The 19,941-nt window shown below is 57.9% G+C and carries 13 protein-coding genes and 1 pseudogene; 6 read left to right on the top strand and 8 right to left on the bottom strand.

Features of this window, described 5'->3' with window-relative positions; all coding sequences use genetic code 11:
* Nucleotides 1–45: 45 nt before the first annotated feature.
* Nucleotides 46–975: a YihY/virulence factor BrkB family protein gene (locus tag CA85_RS13980; protein WP_146391945.1), complete on the bottom strand. Its 930-nt coding sequence runs from the start codon at nt 973–975 to the stop codon at nt 46–48.
* 312 nt (nt 976–1,287) lie between these two features.
* Between CA85_RS13980 and CA85_RS13985 the strand changes: the two genes are divergently transcribed.
* The 3 genes from CA85_RS13985 (at nt 1,288) to CA85_RS13995 (ending at nt 3,521) form a co-directional block, all read left to right on the top strand.
* On the top strand, nt 1,288–1,800 hold the full coding sequence (locus tag CA85_RS13985; RefSeq protein ID WP_146391946.1) for a ferritin-like domain-containing protein: 513 nt from the start codon (nt 1,288–1,290) through the stop codon (nt 1,798–1,800).
* A gap of 131 nt (nt 1,801–1,931) precedes the next feature.
* Nucleotides 1,932–2,528 (top strand): exopolysaccharide biosynthesis protein, encoded by a 597-nt coding sequence (locus tag CA85_RS13990; RefSeq protein ID WP_146391947.1) that lies wholly within the window; start codon nt 1,932–1,934, stop codon nt 2,526–2,528.
* A gap of 450 nt (nt 2,529–2,978) precedes the next feature.
* Nucleotides 2,979–3,521 carry an inorganic diphosphatase gene (locus CA85_RS13995; protein ID WP_146391948.1) on the top strand — a complete coding sequence of 181 codons (543 nt, stop codon included), beginning with the start codon at nt 2,979–2,981 and terminating at the stop codon, nt 3,519–3,521.
* 6 nt (nt 3,522–3,527) lie between these two features.
* On the opposite strand, the gene CA85_RS14000 is transcribed toward CA85_RS13995, so the two are convergent.
* The 3 genes and pseudogenes from CA85_RS14000 to CA85_RS14010 form a co-directional block, all read right to left on the bottom strand.
* Complete coding sequence (locus CA85_RS14000; RefSeq protein ID WP_186774941.1) at nt 3,528–5,438, bottom strand: SHD1 domain-containing protein; 1,911 nt, start codon at nt 5,436–5,438, stop codon at nt 3,528–3,530.
* Nucleotides 5,439–6,056: 618 nt separating this feature from the next.
* The gene (locus tag CA85_RS14005) at nt 6,057–9,569 is read right to left on the bottom strand and encodes an efflux RND transporter permease subunit (protein WP_146391950.1); all 3,513 of its coding nucleotides are present in this window, start codon (nt 9,567–9,569) and stop codon (nt 6,057–6,059) included.
* Between the two features lie 11 nt (nt 9,570–9,580).
* Nucleotides 9,581–10,957 (bottom strand): annotated as a pseudogene (locus CA85_RS14010) (efflux RND transporter periplasmic adaptor subunit); the annotation flags it as partial.
* A 1,122-nt stretch (nt 10,958–12,079) separates the two neighbouring features.
* Between CA85_RS14010 and CA85_RS14015 the strand changes: the two are divergent.
* Nucleotides 12,080–13,555: a TolC family protein gene (locus tag CA85_RS14015; RefSeq protein WP_246112791.1), complete on the top strand. Its 1,476-nt coding sequence runs from the start codon at nt 12,080–12,082 to the stop codon at nt 13,553–13,555.
* A 56-nt stretch (nt 13,556–13,611) separates the two neighbouring features.
* On the opposite strand, the gene CA85_RS14020 is transcribed toward CA85_RS14015, so the two are convergent.
* Nucleotides 13,612–14,109, bottom strand: coding sequence for a GNAT family N-acetyltransferase (locus CA85_RS14020; protein ID WP_146391953.1), 498 nt, complete (start codon nt 14,107–14,109; stop codon nt 13,612–13,614).
* Between the two features lie 139 nt (nt 14,110–14,248).
* On the opposite strand from CA85_RS14020, the gene CA85_RS14025 reads away from it, so the two are divergent.
* Nucleotides 14,249–15,343 carry an alpha/beta hydrolase gene (locus CA85_RS14025; protein ID WP_146391954.1) on the top strand — a complete coding sequence of 365 codons (1,095 nt, stop codon included), beginning with the start codon at nt 14,249–14,251 and terminating at the stop codon, nt 15,341–15,343.
* 40 nt (nt 15,344–15,383) lie between these two features.
* On the opposite strand, the gene CA85_RS14030 is transcribed toward CA85_RS14025, so the two are convergent.
* From CA85_RS14030 to CA85_RS14040, 3 genes are all read right to left on the bottom strand, one after another.
* On the bottom strand, nt 15,384–16,310 hold the full coding sequence (locus CA85_RS14030) for a glycosyltransferase family 2 protein (protein WP_146391955.1): 927 nt from the start codon (nt 16,308–16,310) through the stop codon (nt 15,384–15,386).
* A 165-nt stretch (nt 16,311–16,475) separates the two neighbouring features.
* Nucleotides 16,476–18,662, bottom strand: coding sequence for a transglutaminase-like domain-containing protein (locus tag CA85_RS14035; protein ID WP_146391956.1), 2,187 nt, complete (start codon nt 18,660–18,662; stop codon nt 16,476–16,478).
* Nucleotides 18,659–19,567, bottom strand: coding sequence for a DUF58 domain-containing protein (locus tag CA85_RS14040; RefSeq protein WP_246112792.1), 909 nt, complete (start codon nt 19,565–19,567; stop codon nt 18,659–18,661). Before CA85_RS14040 ends, CA85_RS14035 begins: the two co-directional genes overlap by 4 nt.
* On the opposite strand from CA85_RS14040, the gene CA85_RS25720 reads away from it, so the two are divergent.
* On the top strand, nt 19,566–19,907 hold the full coding sequence (locus CA85_RS25720) for a hypothetical protein (RefSeq protein ID WP_246112793.1): 342 nt from the start codon (nt 19,566–19,568) through the stop codon (nt 19,905–19,907). The two genes, CA85_RS14040 and CA85_RS25720, sit on opposite strands and share 2 nt — an antisense overlap.
* The last annotated feature ends 34 nt before the right edge of the window (nt 19,908–19,941 follow it).

The following is a 19,941-nucleotide window of genomic DNA, read 5'->3' on the forward strand; positions in this document are numbered from 1 at the left end:
GAAAGACGCGACTTGTCCGGTGCCAATTTAAAACGCGGCGAAGATCTAGTCATGCACACGGCCGGATTCGGAACGCCGAATCCGCTCCTCCACCTTCACCGCGTGGTCTTCTGGCCGGATTCCACTTCCGTACAACGATGCATACACCTGTGTGGCTTCCGCGCCGAGCAGCACGATGATCGCCGTGTAATAGACCCACGCCAGCAGCACGGCCAGGGATGCGGCGGCCGAACCAAGCTGGGCTCCCGGTTCGCTGATTTGGAAGTAGATTTGCATAGCGAATCGCCCGACCAAAAACAGTGCCGTTGTTATCGCTGCGCCTACCCCAACATCTTTCCACCCGACCTCCGCATCGGGCATGAACTTGAAGATCGCAGCAAACACGATGAACACGACGACAGCTTGAACGACGAAGTTGACCAGCGTGGCTGCGAACCCCGACATCCCGACCATCGAGCCGACTCGATCTCCGACGCCTGCTAACACCGATGAAACGGCCAGAGAAACCAGCAGCAGAAACGCCAATCCGAGGATCATGCCGAACGAAAAGATTCGCTTCCAAATGATATCTTTGATTCCTGTTTCCTCCGGATCTGGTTTGACTTCCCAAACGCTATTGAGCGACGCCTGCAATGCAGCGACCACTCCGGTGGCTCCGATAATGATACCCGCGAAACTGATCAGCGTTTTCCACCATTTGCCGCCCGCCTTGTCGTTGTTCTCCAGGATGGTAGCGATTTCGTCGCTGATCGCTTCGTTTCCAATCATTTGCGACGCCTGTTCTGTAATCGTTTCCTGTGCTTTTGCTTCCGCTTGCTCGCTCTCATAGACTGTCGACATACCCAAGGTTAAGAGCGTCAACAGCAGGAAAAGCAGCGGTGGTAGAGCGAAGGCGGTGTAGTAAGCCAACGCTGCGGCCAGCGTGGTGCAGTTGTCGCTTGAAAATTCGGAAAACGTCTGCTTGAGGAACTTCATGACGGGGATTCGTGTGGGCGGTGGGAGCGAGTTGGCGGCCATCAAATCGAGAGTGAACAGCAAATGACATGCCGGGGGGGGCGTTTGCCGATCCGGCTAGTTTCTCGTTCGTCTCACCCCACAGCGTACCCACCGTTCTCTGGGCTGGATCACGAGAAGAAGGGGGCAACGCGGCTCCAGAAACTATGTGGCAGCTTCGGTAGGATGTCGACGCCGACCAGGTGTAGCCGGTTCGCTACTGGTCCTGTGGCATTTCATTTGCACCGAAGCGAGCAGGTTTACTCGAACGATCCACTACCTAGGAGATTACAGATGGGACTCTTTACCAGTGCCCAGTCTGACTCACTCGAATGCTTGCTCGTTGACCAAATGAAGGACCTGTATGACGCAGAGCACCGCTTGATCGATGCGCTTCCAAAGATGGCCGATGCAGCATCATCGCCGCAATTGAAGAAGGCGTTTCAGAGCCATCTGCGAGAAACCAAAGGACATGTCAATCGTCTGGAGCAGGCGTTTCAGCTTCTCGATGAATCCGCCAAGCGGGAGTCCTGTGAGGCGATGAAGGGATTGATCAAGGAGGGTGAAGAGATGATCGATTCCAAGGGCGACCCGGCTATCAAGGATGCCGCTTTGATCGCGGCAGCGCAGCGGGTCGAACACTACGAAATGGCCGGCTACGGTTCGGCGAGGAACTTCGCACAGCGCTGCGGCCGATCGGACGTCGCGGACCTATTGCAGCAGACGTTGCAAGAGGAAGGCGACGCCGACAAGAAACTCACGGAAGTTGCTGAGTCGTCGATCAATACGGCGGCGGCCCGTGTTTGAATCTTGATTCCAGACCCGAACCGGGGCGTGGTGGGATCCGCGCGCCGGGTCGAACCTGGGTCAGAATTCAGAGTATCGAAGCAGGCGTAGCTGCAACGCCGGGAAACAATCGGGTACCGCGGTCAATCAAGATGTCCACTTCAACACAACATCCTACAGAAAACATTCTCAACGAGATCGACGATGCAGCGGATCAACATGATCCGGTGACACTGGGGGATGTAATGGATTTTCTCGGTCAGGACTCTTTCGCACCACTCCTGCTTCTGATTGGCGTGGTTATGTTGGTGCCTGGGCCCGCAGACATTCCGGGTGTGCCAGTAATCCTCGGCTTGCTAGTCATTATCGTAGCGGGCCAGATCGTGCTACATCGCGAGCATCTGTGGATTCCAAACTGGATCGAACGCAGGAGATTGACGGCGGAACGAGCAAAGACAATGGTGTCCTGGGTACGCATGCCTGCGCGTTGGGTTGACCGCATTACCAAACCTAGATATCAGGCGATCATCAATCATGCGGGAGCGTCAATGTTAGCCGTTGCCTGCGTCCTCGTCGCGATGACGACGCCGATTCTTGAGTTGATTCCTTTCAGCGCCAATGTTGCGGGGGCCGCAATCGTTGCGTTCGCGGTTGCTTTGTTAGCGAAGGACGGCTTGGTGGCAGGGATAGCAATCTTATTGGCATTAGCGACAGTTGGAATGGTGGCCTACCAACTTGTCGGTAGCTGAAGTGTACAATCGTGTTGTCAGGAAATCGGGTTCATCCGACGGAAGCGTGCGCGCGAGGTTTTCGAGGCATGGCTCCAGTATCGAAGGATTTATTTGTGGGATGTGATTATCAATGTTAGACTGGCACTGCCGGGAGAGACGGATCCGAGCTCTGCAGAGGTGCAGGCTTGGCAAGGGATATCTCGGTCGCCAGCGTTTCCCTGCAAAAGCGGTACGCCAATGGTGTTGTCGGTCCCTGGCGAGCGTTTGTTCGTCAGGGACGCATTTTTGAACGATCATTGGATACGAGAGCCATGCCTCAAAAAACCTTCCGCTGGGCTCTGCGCACGCTTCCCTCGGATGAACCGGAAACCGTCGCTTACTGCGGAATCGGATCTCTAACGTCAGCAGGTGAGTTGCAGGCCCGACGCACAACCAGAGTGATACCCGCAATTCAGAGCGAGAACGACGATGGATCCGAGAAATACAATTACCTCACATCCGTGGCATGGCGTTTCCCCTGGTGCGAATGCACCGGACGTCGTCAATGTCATCGTTGAGATTCCGCGAGACGGTAAAGTAAAATATGAACTCGACAAAGACAGCGGTCTGCTGAAGGTCGATCGAGTTTTGTTTTCGGCAGTGCACTACCCGGCCAACTATGGGTTCATTCCCCAAACACTCGCCGACGATTCCGACCCGCTTGACGTGCTGGTGCTGTGTCAGGAGCCTGTTGTCCCGCTCGCCCTCATGCAGACGCGACCTATCGGCCTGATGACGATGGTGGATGAAGGCAAAATCGACCACAAGATCATCGGCGTGGCTGTGGGCGACGCCGAGTTTAATGCATTTTCTGATCTGCAGTCTCTGCCCAAACACCGTTTGGAGATGGTGCGTCGGTTTTTTATGGACTACAAAACACTTGAAAAGAAAAATGTCGAGGTCCGGGACTTTTCTGATGCAACGACGGCGAAAGAAGTGATCAGGAAGGCGATTCGCCAGTACCAAAATTAGCCATTGTCATTTGGAATCGACGAGACCCTGCAAAGTGAACTGAGACGACATCAGTGCGCTGGAACGGTTTCCGCCGGCTTGATTGTCACTGGGCTTTTGCATGAACTCGGGGAAGCGGAGTGCCGCGAACATGGACGTATTGGGAGCCTTGCCTGCTTCATCGAGCGCTTCTTGCATCGTTTGGCCACGTTTTGTCATTAGGACCCCAGGGACATTGGAACGATTGGTCGACCAGAGTGCTTTGCCGTTCCACTGTATCTTCACGGACGACGTGAATTTGTTGACGATGTAGGAACCGGCGGCGATATAGCCCACTGCCTCTTGTTTCGGGCCACTGATCGAGGCAACAATCTGAATCGGCGATGAACTGTCGAGCGTATAACCTGAAGTTGTCACGGACTTCTCGATTCCCTCTCTGGCGACCTCTTGGTACTGGCCGGTGACCCCGGAGACGTCAACGGAAACGCCGACTCCGGGATGCAGTAGGAACAGTGAAGGGGCCTCTTGCGCCTGCTCGAGCATCTTGATTGCAGCGGGGTGCGGGAACTTGGCTGGTGCCAAGACGCCTCCTGCATTGGACTGGAAGGCGATGAACGACGTGCCTCCGATGGTCTCGATCTGGGAAGCACCTCGGTACTCACAAACCTGGATCTTGCTCTCCAGATCGATCAGCAAGCGGTTGTCCAAAAGTGCAAAGTCTTCGTTGGGGAAACTCAATGCCTTGGTCGCGATGGGGCCGCCGGGGAGGGTGAACTCAAATGCCCATTGGCCTGTTTGAGTATCCATGACTCGCACATCTGCGATCGACGTCAACAGGATCTGCTTGCCATTGGGACTCCAGGCGACCCGGCACCAACCCGTTGCGGTGTTGGGAGGTAAGGCGGTACTGCCAAGAATCTCGGCGGTCTCAGGATTGAGAACCATGAGTGTCTTCTCGTCAAAAACGGCTAGCAATTTTCGGTCAGCTGAGAGCTTCATCGCAAAGTTGCGTTCACTTAATCGAGCGTGCCAAATCGGTTTACGCTTCGACAGGTCCCATAGCACCAGGTGGCCTTTGTCGCTGATCGTTAACACTCGACTGCCACTGAGCACCTCGGCTGCGAGCACGTCCGCGTCTGATCGCCCGCCGTCTTTGTCTTGGGGGTAAGGCGTCCAGCTTGCCGAACGGACAACCTTCTTGCCATTAAACCGCCAGAGCTGCAATTCGCTTTTCTTTTCGTATCCACCCCGGTCGTCGCTGCAGCCCACCATCAAGACGGAGTTGCCATTGTCGAGCAATGCCAGCGGCCGCATGTGGCCTTCGACCGGGCCGCCGTGGATGGATTTTCCTGACACGAGATCGACGAGCGATAGTCTGCTTTGCGGTTTAGGAACACCGAACGAAACGGTATTTCCCACGGCGGCACGTTTGGATTGGGTGTTGATCGCCAGCGGTTGCAGGTTCTCGTGGAAGGTCGATTTTTTCGTGAGTGCTGCTCGCTTGGGTTCCCATCCCAGACCGCCATCGGACTCCGGGACCTGCCACTGAACGCCGGCCATGGACGTGAACTGATTCGCGTCGTCCCAGTTCACTGGCTGGGGTGTTGCCCACAACGCCGCGTTCACGTCGGCGTCGGCCGATGTCGGACTGCTGCTTGTCGGCTCCTCATCGACCATCTCAAAGGGATTGTCGCCTCCGCTCAAGAATGCTTGGTCTTGTTCGCTGAGCCGGGAGATTGGAATACGAATCGTTTTGCCGTCACTGTTCTTGATCATGGCGTTGCCGCCGGTGACCTCGATCAGCGTTCCGGTAATCTTGAAGCGACCAGTGGAGTCTGTCCACTGCCTCGCGGCGTCTTGCGAATGGCCGATCGAGACAGCTACGAGCGGCAGGCAAACCATTAGAAAAAGAACGGTACGAACCGATGCAAGCGTCATGACAAAAGACTCGATAAGGAAACACGTAATAGTGGCGGATAGGAACGAATGCAGTTTCAGAACCACAGGAGATGAATGGAACTTGGCGAAAAAGTATGCAGCGTTCGGTGCAAAAAATGGTTGATCCGACGGAATCGTGCGCAGAGCACAGCGGAAGTTTTTTTGAGGCATGGCTCTCGTATCCAATGATCGTTCAAAAATGCGTCCGTGACGAAGAAACGCTCGCCAGGGACCGACAACACCATTGGCGTACCGCTTTTGCAGGGAAACGCTGGCGACCGAGATATCCCTTGCCAAGCCCGCACCTCTGCAGAGCTCGGCTGCGTTTCTCCCGCCAGTGCCAGTCTAACATTGATAATCACATCCCACAAATAAATCCTTCGATACGGGAGCCATGCCTTGAAAACCTCGGGCGCACGCTTCCGGCGGATGAGCCCAAAAAATGACAAAGCGATACAACTTAGCAAGTTCTCTCCAAGTGGGCCGTCCGCTGGCTCACTGAGCCACGCCAGTAGGCTCAGTCGCGTTTTGCGGCCGGGAAACGCTCCTCACGGTTTCTTCCGCTGATGAGTGCTGAATTGGAGAGAAACGATTGGCAAGATCTCGCCTGCAGTCATTCTAGCTTGTCAATGTTGCTCGATGGTCACGTTGACTTGGCGATGCGTTCTGGTGATCAAGTGCCCCCATGTGCAGCTGAAACTCTTTGAATCCGCAATACACCACGGGGACTACGAATAGCGTGACAAGTTCCACGGCCATCCCACCAAATACAGGCAATGCCATCGCTCGGGCAACATCCGCTCCCCTGCCGGTTGCAATCAGTACCGGCACGAGTGCGACCAGTGTCGTTGCGGTTGTCATGAGGCAGGGGCGAATACGGCGCACACCAGCATCCATGGTCGCTGCACGAATGCCGGCGACCGTCTGCGGGCGCCGGCGAGTGAAAAGTTGGTCGAGATACGTCGCCATCACGACCCCATCATCCACGGCGATACCAAAGAGTGCAATGAACCCCACCCAAATCGCAGTGTTCATCTCCGCGCCCACGATTGCCAGTAAAATCATTCCGCCACCGAACGCCACCGGAATTCCTGCGAACACCGCCAAGGTGATGGGGACTTGGCGGAACTGCAGATAAATGATCAAGAGGTTGATCCCGATGACAAGTGGGACCAGCCACATCAGTCGGTTATTGGCTTCAATCTGATTGCGGAAGCTCCCCACGGCTTCGAGCGAATAGCCCGGCGGTAAAGACAAGTGATTGGGATCGTCCTGTGGCAGCGATTGCGCATTCAACAACTCCTCTTCGATAGCCGAAATCGATTCGATGTCACCTTGGATGCCGGTGGTTGCAAATGAGACATGGGCGACCAAACGTGAGTTCTCGCTATTGATCGCGCCGGGGCCCCAGGTGGTGGTCAGCTGTGCGAGCTCGCCCAGCGGCACGACCGCGCCGCTGGGGGCGACCACGGGCAATCGGTCGAGTTGATCGATACGCTCTCGCAAGTCGCGGTTGTAGCGAAGGCGGACAGGGTATCGTTCGCGTTCTTCCACCGTCGTGATCAAATTCACGCCTCCGAGAGCGGACTCGATGACCTGATTGACCCTTTCGGCAGTCATCCCGTACCGCGAGGCGGCCTCGCGATCCACACTGAACTCGAGATAGGGCTTGCCGAGTACAATGTCCGGATTGACAGAGTTTGATTGAATGAAAGCCGATTGTTTTAGCTGCTCGGAGACCTGTAGAGCTGCGTCGGCGAGTTCGTGGAGGTCGTCCCCATAGATGCGGATCGCCATGGACGCCTTGATACCGCTTTGCAGCATCACCACGCGGCCCTCGATCGGTTGAAGTGGCGATGCGGGGGTGACACCTGGCAGGGTCGCGACTTGGTTGATCTCGTCCCAAATGTCCTGCGATGTCACGCCCGCCCGCCACTCTTGCTTGGGTTTCAGCATCACGTAGGTCTCGACCATCGCAGCGGGTGCGGGATCCAGCGCAGAATCGATCCGTCCAATTTTCCCGAGCACGTCTTGGACCTCGGGGATCTCGCCGATCAGGACGTCTTGCGTCTGCAGGATTTGCATCGCCTGGCTGAAGCTGGCCGCTGGGTAGAGGGTGGGCATGTAGAACCAACTCCCTTCATCCAGTGCGATCCAGTCATCGGATTTCAATCCCGTGAAGGTGTGCTTGAAGTCCACGTAGCCGGGCAGCTCGTTGGGGCTCACTCCTAGCTTTTGCGCGGCCTTCTCGAGCGGCGCGAGCAATGCTGGGAAACCGACCCAGCCGCCGAACCCAGCCAAGACGATTGCGAGTGGCAGCGTCAGGAAGGCGGCTTTGTGCTGCAGGACGAGCCGCAGTACGGGGCGATAGCAACTGACAATCCCGCGGCTGACCCAGTTCTGCTCCGGGGGTCGGATCCGTTCGCGGGTCAGTACCCAGCCGACCACGAAGCCGGCCAGCGAAGCGATCGCGACCGACGGCGCCATCGCCCACTCGCTGGCAACCCGGTGCCCCCAGACGAAATAGGCGGTCGCACCGAAAAGGAAGCCTCCGGCAACTCCCGCTGTCCATGCCTTTCGCCGGGAGTGTGATGCGCTGCGCAAGAGCAGCCGACTGAGTGCGGGGACGATTGTCAAGGTCGCGATCAAGGCGGCCGAGATCGCGAATGTCTTCGTCATCGCAAGTGGCGCGAAAAGTTTGTAGTCGCGACCGGTCAGAAAGAAAACCGGTAGGAAACTGACAATCGTTGTCGCTACCGCGGTCACGACCGCTGGAGCCACTTCGATGGCTGCCTCGCAGATGATTTCACTGCGTTCCTTTGGAGCGGTGGAGCGTTCATGTGCATCGGCACTCTCTCGCTCGGCGAGGTGCTGATAGATGTTTTCGCTAACGATAATGGCCATATCCACCATTGTGCCAATCGCGATCGCAATTCCAGCGAGTGACATAATGTTCGCTCCGACGCCCAACACGTTCATCGCGATAAATGAGAGTAGGACGGCAACCGGGAGCGTGACAGCTACAATGAAACTGCTCCGCAGGTGCAATAGAAACAACAGAATCACGACAGCTGTGATGAGGATCTCATCCCGCAACGCAGTCGATAGGGTTGCGATCGTTTCGTTGATCAGTCCGGTGCGGTCATAGATTCCTTGGATCTTCACGCCATCGAGTGCGGGCTCGATCTGTTGGATCTTCGCTTTGACTCGTTCGATTACCTCTCGTGGATTCTCTCCGTGTCGCATCACCACGACTCCACCCACGGCTTCGGCGCCGTTGTAATCGAGTGCACCACGTCGGAAGTCTGGACCGAGTTGGACCGCAGCGATGTCCTGAATACGGACGGGCACCCCCTCACGCTGCAGGATCACGGCATCTTCAATGTCGGCGATCGCCTGTTGCACGTCACCATCGCTACCCAAGAAACCCTTGCCGCGAACGATGAACTCCATCCCGCCCGATTCAACTGTTTTGGCACCCACATCAAGATTGCTGCCGCGGACGGCCTGAATGACTTCTTCGAGTGAGATGCCATGAAACCGGAGCTTGTCGGGGTCCACCTCGATTTGGTATTGACGAACGTACCCACCGATCGACGCCACCTCACTGACGCCTTCGACGGCTTGGAGATCGTACTTGACGACAAAGTCCTGTAGGCTCCGGAGGTCGGCTAGATTCCTGCCTTCCTCGGGTGGAACGAGAACGTAGTAGTAGACTTGCCCGAGACCGGTCGCGTCGGGACCAAGACGCGGTGTGACCCCTGCAGGCAACTGCGCCGCTACCGTCCCGAGTTGCTCAGACACCCGGCTCCTCGCCCAGTAGAAATCGACATCATCGGCAAACGTGACCTGGACGAAACTTGATCCGAACAGACTCTTACCGCGAACCGACTTGGCGTGCGGCACCGCCGATAGTGAAACGCTCAGCGGATAGGTGATTTGGTCTTCAATGTCTTTCGGTGAACGCCCCGGCCACGGCGTCAACACGATCACTTGGTTCTCACCTACGTTGGGTATCGCATCGATCGGCACAGTGTTGTAGCTGTACCAGCCGAACACGGTGACTCCGATGGTCATGAGCATGACCAACCAGGGTTCCTTGACACAAAATCGAATGATGAGGTTAAGCATCAATTCTCCTCTGCCTTGCTGGGATCCATCAGAGATGGGTTTCCAGCGAGTTGCATCTGCGAGTCAATTAAGAAGTTCCCGTTGGTGGCCACCATTTCATCCGCTTCGATTCCGTTCAAGATGACGGCTCGATCATCAGTAATCGGCCCGACGGCCACACGGCGAATCTCAAACCTGCCCGGATCCGTTTCAACGTAAACAACGCTGTTTTCCCCCGTCATCAAGACCGCGTTGCGGGGGACGGTGACGACCTCCTGCTCAGGAAGAGGTGTGCTCGCGTAGCCGAGATCGGATGTCGGAATTAAGTCCATTCCACATAGCGGACACGCGCCGGGTTGATCGCGGATGACCTGCGGATGCATCGGGCTGATGTACTTGTTTGCCAGGACCGGATCATAAATTTGCTCTTGGCGGATTGCCGGGACGAAAACACGTGCGGTTGCATAGTCTCCTGGCTTCAAACTGCCGTCGGGGTTGAGTATCTCTACCCGCACCTGAACCGTGCGAGTGGTCGCATCGACCGTCGGGGAGATGAACGCGACTCGACCAACATGCACGTCGCCCACAATCGAATTCACTTCCGTCTCGACTCTTTGGCCGAAACGGATTCGAGCGGCATCGTCGGGATAGAGATCAAGCATCAACCAGACTGTCGACAAGTCAGCGATCCGGTAGAGCTTGTCACCGGTCTCGATATAATCGCCTTCCACCGCGAACTTATCGATCACGGTCCCGCGAATCGGTGAACGGATGCGGATGCGACTGTCGGCTCGTCCCCGTGATCGCAGCTCGTCAACCTGTTCCTCGGTCAACCCAAGTTCAATGAGTTTGTCTTTGGCAAGTTCGGCGAGATTAGCCGATCGACCCAATCGACTCGGGGCATCCGTTTCCGTCGCCGATAGATACTCGACCTGGGACGCGTACAGATCCGGGCTATATATCTTGGCGAGGTCATCGTTCTCGGCGACAGGAACGCCGATGTAGTCCGCGTAGAGTTTCTCGATCCGCCCACTCACATAGGCACTGATCGTTGCCAGTTTACTCTCGTCAAAATCGATCGAACCGACCGTGCGAATCGTTTGCGAGACCGGACCGAGCTGAGCAGCCTCCGTTCGGATTCCTGCCAAACGTCGGGCGGCGGGTTCCAGGGTGATCGATCTGCCATCACCACCGCCGCCGCCAGTGGCTTTGACCAACTCCATCGCACATACCGGACAACGACCTGGCTCGGTCGAAGGCGGGGTGCACATCATCGGACAGATATAGCGGCCATTGGATTTCTCGGGCTCAGATGTCGGTTTCGTCTTCGTCTCACCGCTTGTGGGGACGAGCTTCATCCCGCAGATGGGACATTCGCCAGGTTCATCCTGACGGATCTGCGGGTGCATGGGGCACGTGAATGCCGACTCGATTGCATGGTCGTGCTCGGCGGATGTAGCGTTCGTTTCGCCAGCGACTTGAATCCAACCGAGACGCTGGGCAGCGCCCACCAGAACGAGGCATCCGATCACCGATGCGACCAGGATGGCCGCTTGTGCCAGCGATCTGCCGAGCCATGACAGATTGCTCATGCGCGAGCGTAGTTCATCTCGAGCATTCATTGTTTCACCGAAATTTGGATAGATGGAAAAGTGTGGGAATCAGATCCCCATCGGCTTGCCCCGCATGAGAGCAAAGTTTGTCGGCTTGGTTTCCTGTCAAACAAGCTGACGGAGAAACGCATGTCGATGCCGCGGTTTTCTAATTTCAAAACGTAGCTTCCCGTGTGACGCGCACAGGGGAGAGCAAGCAGATAGACCTGTGCCGACGAAATCACCAGCCAGGAAAGGTCAATTCGCAAACCAGTCAATGCGCCGGGAGCGCCGCGTGGTTCGCCGTGTCAATGAGGAGAGCGCGCACGCTCCCCTACCGGGCGCGCTAGATCTGCCAGATGCAGAAGAGGCGTTGAGAAAAGTGATGCTGATAGCTCGGGGGCCGCATTTCTACGGCAGCCCACCTGCTCGACTTCGGCGCATGGGGGCGAGCAACAATCTCGGTCGAGATCGGCCGCAGTGACGATAGTCGCAACAACGAATCGCTTGGATTGGTGTGACTCATCGGTGGGGTGGAGAGACCACAGGTACAGCGCTGCTGCAATCGACTCGCGTTCTCGCCGGTCTCGGATGCATCGGAGGTTGGGTGACAACATGCTGTGTCACTTGCTTCTACCTTGCTGTAGCAGCAACCAGCGTCGCCACGCTGCGGCGCCGCGCAGCATCCGCAACCCGTACAGGCCGAAGAATGCCTGCATTTCTCCACCGAGCAGGGTTGCGCCAACGCGAACGCAGACACCGGCTGAGCCATCGTTGCGATGGCCAGTGAATATATGACGGCAATGCGGATCGAGCGGTGGATCATGGGTGGCATTCGGAGGGAAATTACCCCTTGGAGGTATCCCTGATTATGGCTGGATGCCGAAAAGAGTTCAAGACAAATCCTTTGGGAAGCATAGTTTGATGGGTAGATCCGCGATGGTCCAGTCGAAAACAACGAGCCGATATCGCCGCCGCGGCACGCGTCGATCGCTGCTAGTCGTCGCACTGATGTGTGCTGGGTGTCGGGGAGCGGCCAAGCCGGACACCGAATTCAGTCCCTTTCAGAGCAATCCGATTCCGATGACGCGACCGGACCCCGCGACCGTCCGGATGTGCGGATTCCAAGATGGCGGAGCGCTCCTTTCTTCGGATTCCCCTCTCCCTGACTCCGACACTGCGACGTCGTTGGCTGAGTTGACGGCGACGGCGCACGCCACACACCCGTCGATTCTGGCTGCACGTCAACGCGTCGCGGCCGCTCAGAATCAAATTCCGCAGGCAACCGCGCTCGATGACCCTATCGCGGGAACAACGTTCTGGCCGATTCATGATCAGGCGTTGCAAACCGCTGGCGGTCGCTACGGCCAACAATTCTCACTGTCCCAGAAGGTACCGTGGCCGACGAAGCTGGACGCACGCGGAGTTGTTGCGGCCAGGGAGGTCCAGATGGCGATGGCAGAGGTTGCTCGCGCCGAGCGTGAGATCACTCAATCCGTGCGGTTGGCCTACTACGAACTCTGGCTCGCCGATGAGCTGATTCGAATCGTGCAAGAAAACCAAGGGCTTGTCGAAGACCTCGTCAGGGTTTCCTCCGCCCGTTATCAAACGGGTGGCAACCAAGAAGACGTTCTGCGAGCAGAACTCGAAGATGATCGACTGCGTGAACAGTTCATTGCCCTGCGTCGTCAGAAGGAGCAGGCCCGCGCAGACTTGGGCGCGCTCGTGGGCCAGCCCACGACGCTGATGCCGACCGCGTTCACGGAATTGGGGGGTGCCGAGGCGACCCCTCAACTCGATGAACTGATCGCGCGAGCCGAGCACTGCAACCCTACCCTGCAAGGGCTGGCGGCCGAAATCGCACGAGATCGTGCCAAGGAATCATTGGCATGCTTGCAGCAGTACCCTGACTTTCAGCTCGGTCTCGGATACGCCATCGTCAGCGATAATGTCGATGCTATCAGTCCGGTTGCGAATGGACGTGATAACATCAACTTCAGTGTCGGCGTGACGCTGCCGGTATGGCGCGACAAGATCAATTCCGGGATGCGTCAAGCGGCCCATACAAGAAGCAGCACGCTTCATCGCCGCGAAGCTGAACGCGACCGATTGCGAGGCAAACTGCGCCGTCAAGTCGCTGCCGCTGACGCCGCGATCGAACAACTCGACCTGCTCCATGACCGGTTGATTCCCCGTAGCGAGCAAACGCTCGAAATCACCTACGCGAACTACCAAGGGGACAACTCCGACTTCGCCGATCTCATCGATACGTACCGCGAACTGCTCGCTTTACAAGTGCAGGTGGCACGAACCCAAGCTACCCTTGCGAGTACCCTCGCCCAAATTGAAGCTACCGTTGGGTGTCCGTTCTCCGACATCGCGGGACAAGATTCACCGAGCGACCGCCGGATATAGCCTGCCACGAAAGTCTGTCGCCGTTCTTGCGGGGATCGATCGCCGCGTGGCGGCTTCTACAAGATTTTGTTGAGAAAGATTGTTTCGCCAAGGTCTCGATTGGTTGTGGGATCGCGAAAGTCACAGCTGCGGTACAGTCCGGCAGCAGCTTTATTCCCTCGATATACTTCCAGGGTCATTTTGCAGCAACCGCGCTGCCGGGCCAATTCGGTCGCTGCCGCAATCAATCGTTTGCCCACGCCTTGGCCTCGGCAGTGACTCGTGACCATGACGTCATGCAGATTGAGGACGGGCATCGCGGTGAAGGTTGAAAACGTTTCGAATCCGTTGATCAAGCCCACCGCTGCGGATTGCCCATCGGCCTGATCGGCGAACGCCAAGATCGAAACCGCGTGCTCTCGCGCGGCGAGTTCATCCACGACCCTACGCTGCACCGCTGCGGGCAAACCGGGGCCATCGATCGCTGGGTCGGCGGCATACTCGGTAAGCAGTCGAAGAATTGCGACCCGGTGGCAACGGCTGTGGTAGTCGGCGATGAGTGTGCGAATGGTCATGCGATTGGGCGGGGTAAGTGATTGGAAAAGACGGCCTCCGCCAGCCTAACGGATTTCCAGCAGACCACCCACACGACGAGCTGCGGGGCTACAATGCGGCGACGTTCGATTGCCCTTCCTAGCTCAGATTGAAAGCACCATGAGAATCATCCTGTCTTCGGCCCCCCTGCGAACCCTAACTCACAAAGTCGTTGCTCCGGTACTCAGCGGACTCGTTCTCTGTCTCGCTACGGTCGACGCCGCCGGCCAGGACGGCAGCGCTGCCCCGGCCGAGTCCACGCCTGAACATCTCGTCGGCGACGGCAATTTTGAGATCGGCCCCGATTACTCCACTGATCCTGATTTGACAGACCAGGGCAATCCCAAAGGCAAGTCATTTGAATTCAAGATGCCATTGGCCGAGAGCAAAATTTTTCGTGGTGATGATTCCACGCTCGATCCCAAGAAGAAGGTGCGGGTCGCACGGAGGATTTTTGTTTATATTCCCGCAGCGTACGAGGACGGGACCGAAGCCCCTGTATTGGTGGTTCACGACGGTCCGGCCCGATTTGACCTCGTCCGCAACGCCCTCGATAATCTCACGATTTCCCAAGACACCAAACGTCAACTCCCGCCGTTCATCGCTGTCGCGGTCGAGAACGGAGGCGACGACAGCTACGGCAGCCAGCGGGGGCTCGAGTACGACACGATGTCGGACCGTTTGGCTCGGTTCATTGACGAAGAAGTCTTGCCCGCTGTTGTTGAGCATCCCGACGTGCTCGCGGCGTACCCCAACATCGCGATCACAGACGATCCGGATGGACGGGCGGTGATGGGGTGCAGCAGCGGTGGTGCCGCTGCACTGACCATGGGGTGGTTCCGTCCCGACTTATTTCGCCGATTGATCACCTACTCGGGAACGTTCGTTGACCAACAGGACAGCGATGCCGCAGAGGAAGCTGACTTCCCGCTCGGGGCATGGGAATACCATTCCGGTCAAAAACTCATTGAGAACAGCGACAAGAAACCGCTCCGCATCTTCACGCACGTTTCTGAAAACGACCTCCGCAACCAAGACCCCGCTGACACCTACCACAACTGGGTCATGGCGAACTACCGGACAGCAGAGGCGCTCGCGGCAAAGGGGTACGACTATCGCTTTGTCTTCAGCAAAGGAACACGCCACTGTGATAAGAAAGTGTTCAAGCAAACCCTCGCCGATACCCTGGTGTGGGCATGGCAAGGATACCGCTAGTGGTCGTTTGATGAATCGGAGAACGAATGAACCATCGCGCTCAGGCGGCGCGGCGGAGAGGCAGATCGGAGGATACCGGAATTCGGATGGGTTCCTCTTGCTCGTCGCTTCGCAGCACATGCTGGCTTCGCAGCGATGCTGCGATGGTGTTTGCAGCCAACGGGGCTGTGGCGCGGGCCACCGCTGAGCCGAAGCCGCCCGAGAGCGTCGTGGAGATCAACCGTCCAAGGCTCTTGCCCCAACCGCCGCTGCCGAAATGGTCCGCGATCGCTTGCAAGCGGCGATGATTGCGTGTGACCTGGGACGCGTAATCATCTCCGGTGGTGGAATCCTCGGAGAGCCGCAGCGTGCACTCGGGATCACAGACGGACTTCCAGCCCGCTTTTCGCGTCAGCAGGCCGAAGACCATCGAGGCTTCCACGGCATGATCGCTGCGGAAAGACTCCGTGAGACTGCGTAGGAGGTCGCGACGCCAAAAGCTCGCCGACAGAAAACCGCCCTCGACGCTGCGGAGTTGCTTCGAGGCGAGCGAGTTTGAGCCCGCTCCGATGAGATCGCATGCCGAACGCCCCGTGCGTTGCCATCCGGCGTGCACGATTTCTTCGCTGTCGGATCGCCGCACGACAGGCACCACCGCGCCCGTTTCATGCTGTTCAAATGCGTCAAACGCCGAACGGGTCCAGTCCTGTGTCGCCTGGTATCCATCGGAGAGGACGTGTACGAACCGGCCGTGCGCGATAGCCGCCGCCTCACCGATCTGCTTGGTGAAACTAGAGGCTGTTTCGATAAATCGAACTTCATCGCCGAGATGGAAAGGGTCATCGTAATTTCCCGCGTGGGGAACGATCACTTCGCAAGCATCAGGGCGATGCTGCAGCACGCTAGCAAGCGTGTTTTCGAAGGATTCGCCGTCTCCGCGATAGGGAACGACAATGGACAACCGTGGGATCGTGGGGAACTTTGGCACCGCTGCACCTGCATGGGTCAAATTCGAAAGGGTCACTGCGTATGGGTTTCGGAATCGCCGGGCCATTGGGTTGAGTCGATTGTCAACCATCGACTTGAATTACCAGACTTCGCGGCGTGCCGAGTTTGCATCGGCCCACTAACCGGCAAAGTTTACCCGTGCTCGCTAACCGGACACGGCGTTGGCGTGTCGCCCATAGAGTGCCACAGCATGTCTCCGATACCACCGCGCTGCTTGGGCCAATTCCGCCTTTCGCTGCTGTCCCTCCTCGGACCCGCTGTCGTCTGAAAAGGACTCCAACCGTGCGGCGAATTGGTGCAGTGTTTCGCTGCCGCGTCGCGTCCAGCCCCAACGTCGCAACCGGCGGTCCATCACCCGCCGAGCATTCGTCAGGGCAGCGGCCTGGGCATCGCCACGGTTGCCACGTCTTCGCCACCCCAGCCACAGCACCAAACCAATGAGCAGTGGTAGTTGCAGGGTTCGGAATGTGATCGCCAGAGCGTCCGTTAGCCGCAGTGAAACTAATTTGCCCCATTGCGCCCGCAGCCAACCCAACGCCGCCGATTGGCCGCCCTCGAGAGAATTGCCCTGGGTGCCCGCGGCCAGCTCGGGATGGATTACGTTGAGTGTTCGGTACAGGCGGCCGGGCGTGGATTCGAGTGCGACCCAGCGTTCTTGCCCGTCGTCGTAGTACTCCACCCAAGCGTGGGCGTCGCGGTTGCGGGCGAGGTAATCACCCTGTGACTCGCTGAGTTCATCCATCACGTAACCAGTCACGTAGCGCGCCGGCACGTCGAGGGTTCGCATCATCAACGTGGATGCCGAAGCGAATAGCTCGCAATGAGCAGCATGCTTCGTGTTCAAGAAATGAATGATGGGATCAACGCCCCGCGGCGGCCGTGGCGGTTGGAGGCGATAGAGGTAGTTGTTCTGGAAGTGAGCTGCGATTCGTCGTGCTTTCAACTCCGGGGACTGGGCGTCGCCGCAGACGGATTGGGCGACCCTGGCGATCTCATCGCGAATAGCCGGATCAACCGACAGCATCAATGCTCGCGCATCCTCACTGAGAATCTCATGTTCGGTCGACATTGCCACGCCAGCAACCCAGGGCTGGGATGTATCGAGCCCTTTGCTGATCAATCGGTGGGGCGTCACGCCTATCCGCTCGCCCCGTGCCTCGATCCACATTGTGGCCGAAGGCAGGAATGTTTGAGGCCCTTTTTCAGGGTTCCCCTGGATCTCCATGATGCCAGCAAAAATGCGATTGTCACTGCCGGACTCGGCGAGGTTCAGCGGGAATCGCATCCGCCGCGTGTTTCCCGGTTGCCGCAATGGGACGCTCGCCGGTCCCGAGGGAACGACTAAGCGGGACGGATGGACATCGAGCACTTCGCCCTGATCGTTCCGCTCAATCCAACGGTGGCGGGTGCGCCATCGGCGTTGACTATACGAATCGAAGACGTTGCCACGTAGGTATCCGGGAATATTGTCACAGTAACCCCTCAAGACGATTCCTGTCGGATTGGTCAGCATTCGGTGTTGCACACTCCCTAGGCGGCCGCCCGAAACGTAGCCACCGCCCGCCAAGGCAATCCCGGTATCAGGACTCTCGAAGCGGTCCTTGAGCTGAGCGAAAACCTCGGCTTGCACGTTGGGCAATACCGTGTCGGTCACCTGCACGAGCGTGGATGCGACAATCAAAAAAAGTGACAGGGTGAGTAGCAGGTAGGGCCATGTCTCGGACCGAAGGATCAATCGCTTGTCGTCTTTGGATGTCGTGCGGGAATGCTGCCGTGCAACGATCACTTGGGCGGCCAGCACGAAGCCAATCACCGTGACGAGCCCCACTGCGGTTTGAGCCGTGCGTGAACCACTGACTCCCCCGCCCGCGACCGCCATCAAGACGGTGACTAGGGCGATCACCATCATCGTGACGTGGCCCCGTCGAGGCCACACCGCCCACAGAATGCATAGGAGGGCAATGCCATCGTGAGCGATCATATCGACGGCCAATATCAGCAGGCTCGACGTCTCAGACAGACGATCTTCCATCCGCCAGAGAATGACCAGGACGAACGCCCCGATGATCGCGAGCACGAGTGCTGCGCCCCGCCATAGCCCACCCCAGAAGCCATGCGTTGCCTGCACAGAACCCGTCCGCGCCCGCCGCGACCGAGTCCATTTCTCGCCCAGATATCCAAAGAGGAACGCTGACACAACCATGGCCAAACAGGCGGTCTGTGTCGCGAACGTACTGCCCACGAACGCGGCCAGTGCCAAGATCACCGCCCCCAAAACGACGCGGTTGTCCAATCGCAACGAGTGCGACGACGACGTCTGCTCGCTCGTCATGTCGCGCCGTCCTGTGTTTGCGGTTTAGCCGGTGCTTCCCCTGAAATGTCGCCGCATATTTGCATGTCGTAATCGGTGACCCAGCTCGCGGTTTCCGGCACGTCAACGGTGACGTCGGCGCGCCGCCGGCAGGAAAAAATGAACATTGTTTCGTCCTTGCCCGCTTGCAACGCCTGAGTCCATCGCGATATCTGACGGGGCGATTGGGCACTCGGTTGGACACGTTCCACGGTCGCCAGAGCGATTAATAATTCACTCGGGTCGCCCCCCGCTTCACAGCGAAGTGGTACCCCCGATTCGTCGCTCGTCAACGATAACGTCACCGCAGCCCCGGTCCGGGTGAGCGTTTGGATCGAGGATGCCGCGAGCGCCAGGATTCGTTCAAATGGCTCGTGGATGACTTCATTGGGACGCCACCACGGCGACGACCGGTGCCAGCGCCGGCGTTGCGGGTGGGGGATCTCCGGAGCCGCATTGTCGATCCAAATACGTACTGACTGCGCCGCGGGAGTGCTGAATTCACGCAGGATCGGTTTCCCCAGTCGGGCCCAAGATGAGAAGTCCCACCGTCGTACGGGGATGCCCTCGCGGTACTCCAGAGAGCCGATATAGTGCACTTGTTCGCCCTGCGATATCCGCGTTGCGATCCCCTTCAGCGTGCTCTGCAGCGATCGCCACAACTCATCGTCTTCACCGTCGATCGCCGCGGGGGTGACAGCGATCTCAGCCTTCGGGTCGACATGTCGGTGAGCGCGGAAGAGGTAAAACGGGAAATAGGATTCCGCCAAAATTGTGGGCAGCGGATGAATTCCACGATGTAAAAAACGCACGTCTTTCAAGGTCTGGAACTCGCCTGCGGGTGGCAGCCAGTCACATCGCTCCTGAGCCTCAAACCAAAGATTCATGCCCGGCCAACGCCCCCGATTGATCAACCGTGCCGACATGGGCAGCGTCGTCCCCGCAGCGATCCAGCGTGGAGCGTTCACCGAAGTCTCCAGCGCCGGCATGGCGAAATGGTTGATGATCGCGCCGACGACAAACAGCGACGTGCAGGCGGCAAACATCCCCAACCAAGGATACCCCCACACGATGTTCAGTGACCCGATGCCAACGATCAGCAACGACACCGATGCGGCGGTCAGCGATCGCCGAAAGGCGAGCAGCCACCGAATTGGATTGAGCGAGCTGAGCAGTACTCGGAACCTTGATTTCATCGTCGCGAAACCCGCCAAGAGCTTCCTGTGAAAAAGATCAACAAGTGGTCCGCGGTCCATCCCGC

The sequence above is a fragment of the Allorhodopirellula solitaria genome (assembly GCF_007859855.1).
In the GTDB taxonomy this organism is placed as follows: domain Bacteria; phylum Planctomycetota; class Planctomycetia; order Pirellulales; family Pirellulaceae; genus Rhodopirellula; species Rhodopirellula solitaria.

Coding starts and splice junctions, on each gene's coding strand:
- CA85_RS13980 (WP_146391945.1), bottom strand. CDS start 975: ATGAAGTTCCTCAAGCAGACGTTTTCCGAATTTTCAAGCGACAACTGC.
- CA85_RS13985 (WP_146391946.1), top strand. CDS start 1,288: ATGGGACTCTTTACCAGTGCCCAGTCTGACTCACTCGAATGCTTGCTC.
- CA85_RS13990 (WP_146391947.1), top strand. CDS start 1,932: ATGTCCACTTCAACACAACATCCTACAGAAAACATTCTCAACGAGATC.
- CA85_RS13995 (WP_146391948.1), top strand. CDS start 2,979: ATGGATCCGAGAAATACAATTACCTCACATCCGTGGCATGGCGTTTCC.
- CA85_RS14000 (WP_186774941.1), bottom strand. CDS start 5,438: ATGACGCTTGCATCGGTTCGTACCGTTCTTTTTCTAATGGTTTGCCTG.
- CA85_RS14005 (WP_146391950.1), bottom strand. CDS start 9,569: ATGCTTAACCTCATCATTCGATTTTGTGTCAAGGAACCCTGGTTGGTC.
- CA85_RS14015 (WP_246112791.1), top strand. CDS start 12,080: ATGGTCCAGTCGAAAACAACGAGCCGATATCGCCGCCGCGGCACGCGT.
- CA85_RS14020 (WP_146391953.1), bottom strand. CDS start 14,109: ATGACCATTCGCACACTCATCGCCGACTACCACAGCCGTTGCCACCGG.
- CA85_RS14025 (WP_146391954.1), top strand. CDS start 14,249: ATGAGAATCATCCTGTCTTCGGCCCCCCTGCGAACCCTAACTCACAAA.
- CA85_RS14035 (WP_146391956.1), bottom strand. CDS start 18,662: ATGACGAGCGAGCAGACGTCGTCGTCGCACTCGTTGCGATTGGACAAC.
- CA85_RS25720 (WP_246112793.1), top strand. CDS start 19,566: ATGCCCGGCCAACGCCCCCGATTGATCAACCGTGCCGACATGGGCAGC.
- CA85_RS14040 (WP_246112792.1), bottom strand. CDS start 19,567: ATGAATCTTTGGTTTGAGGCTCAGGAGCGATGTGACTGGCTGCCACCC.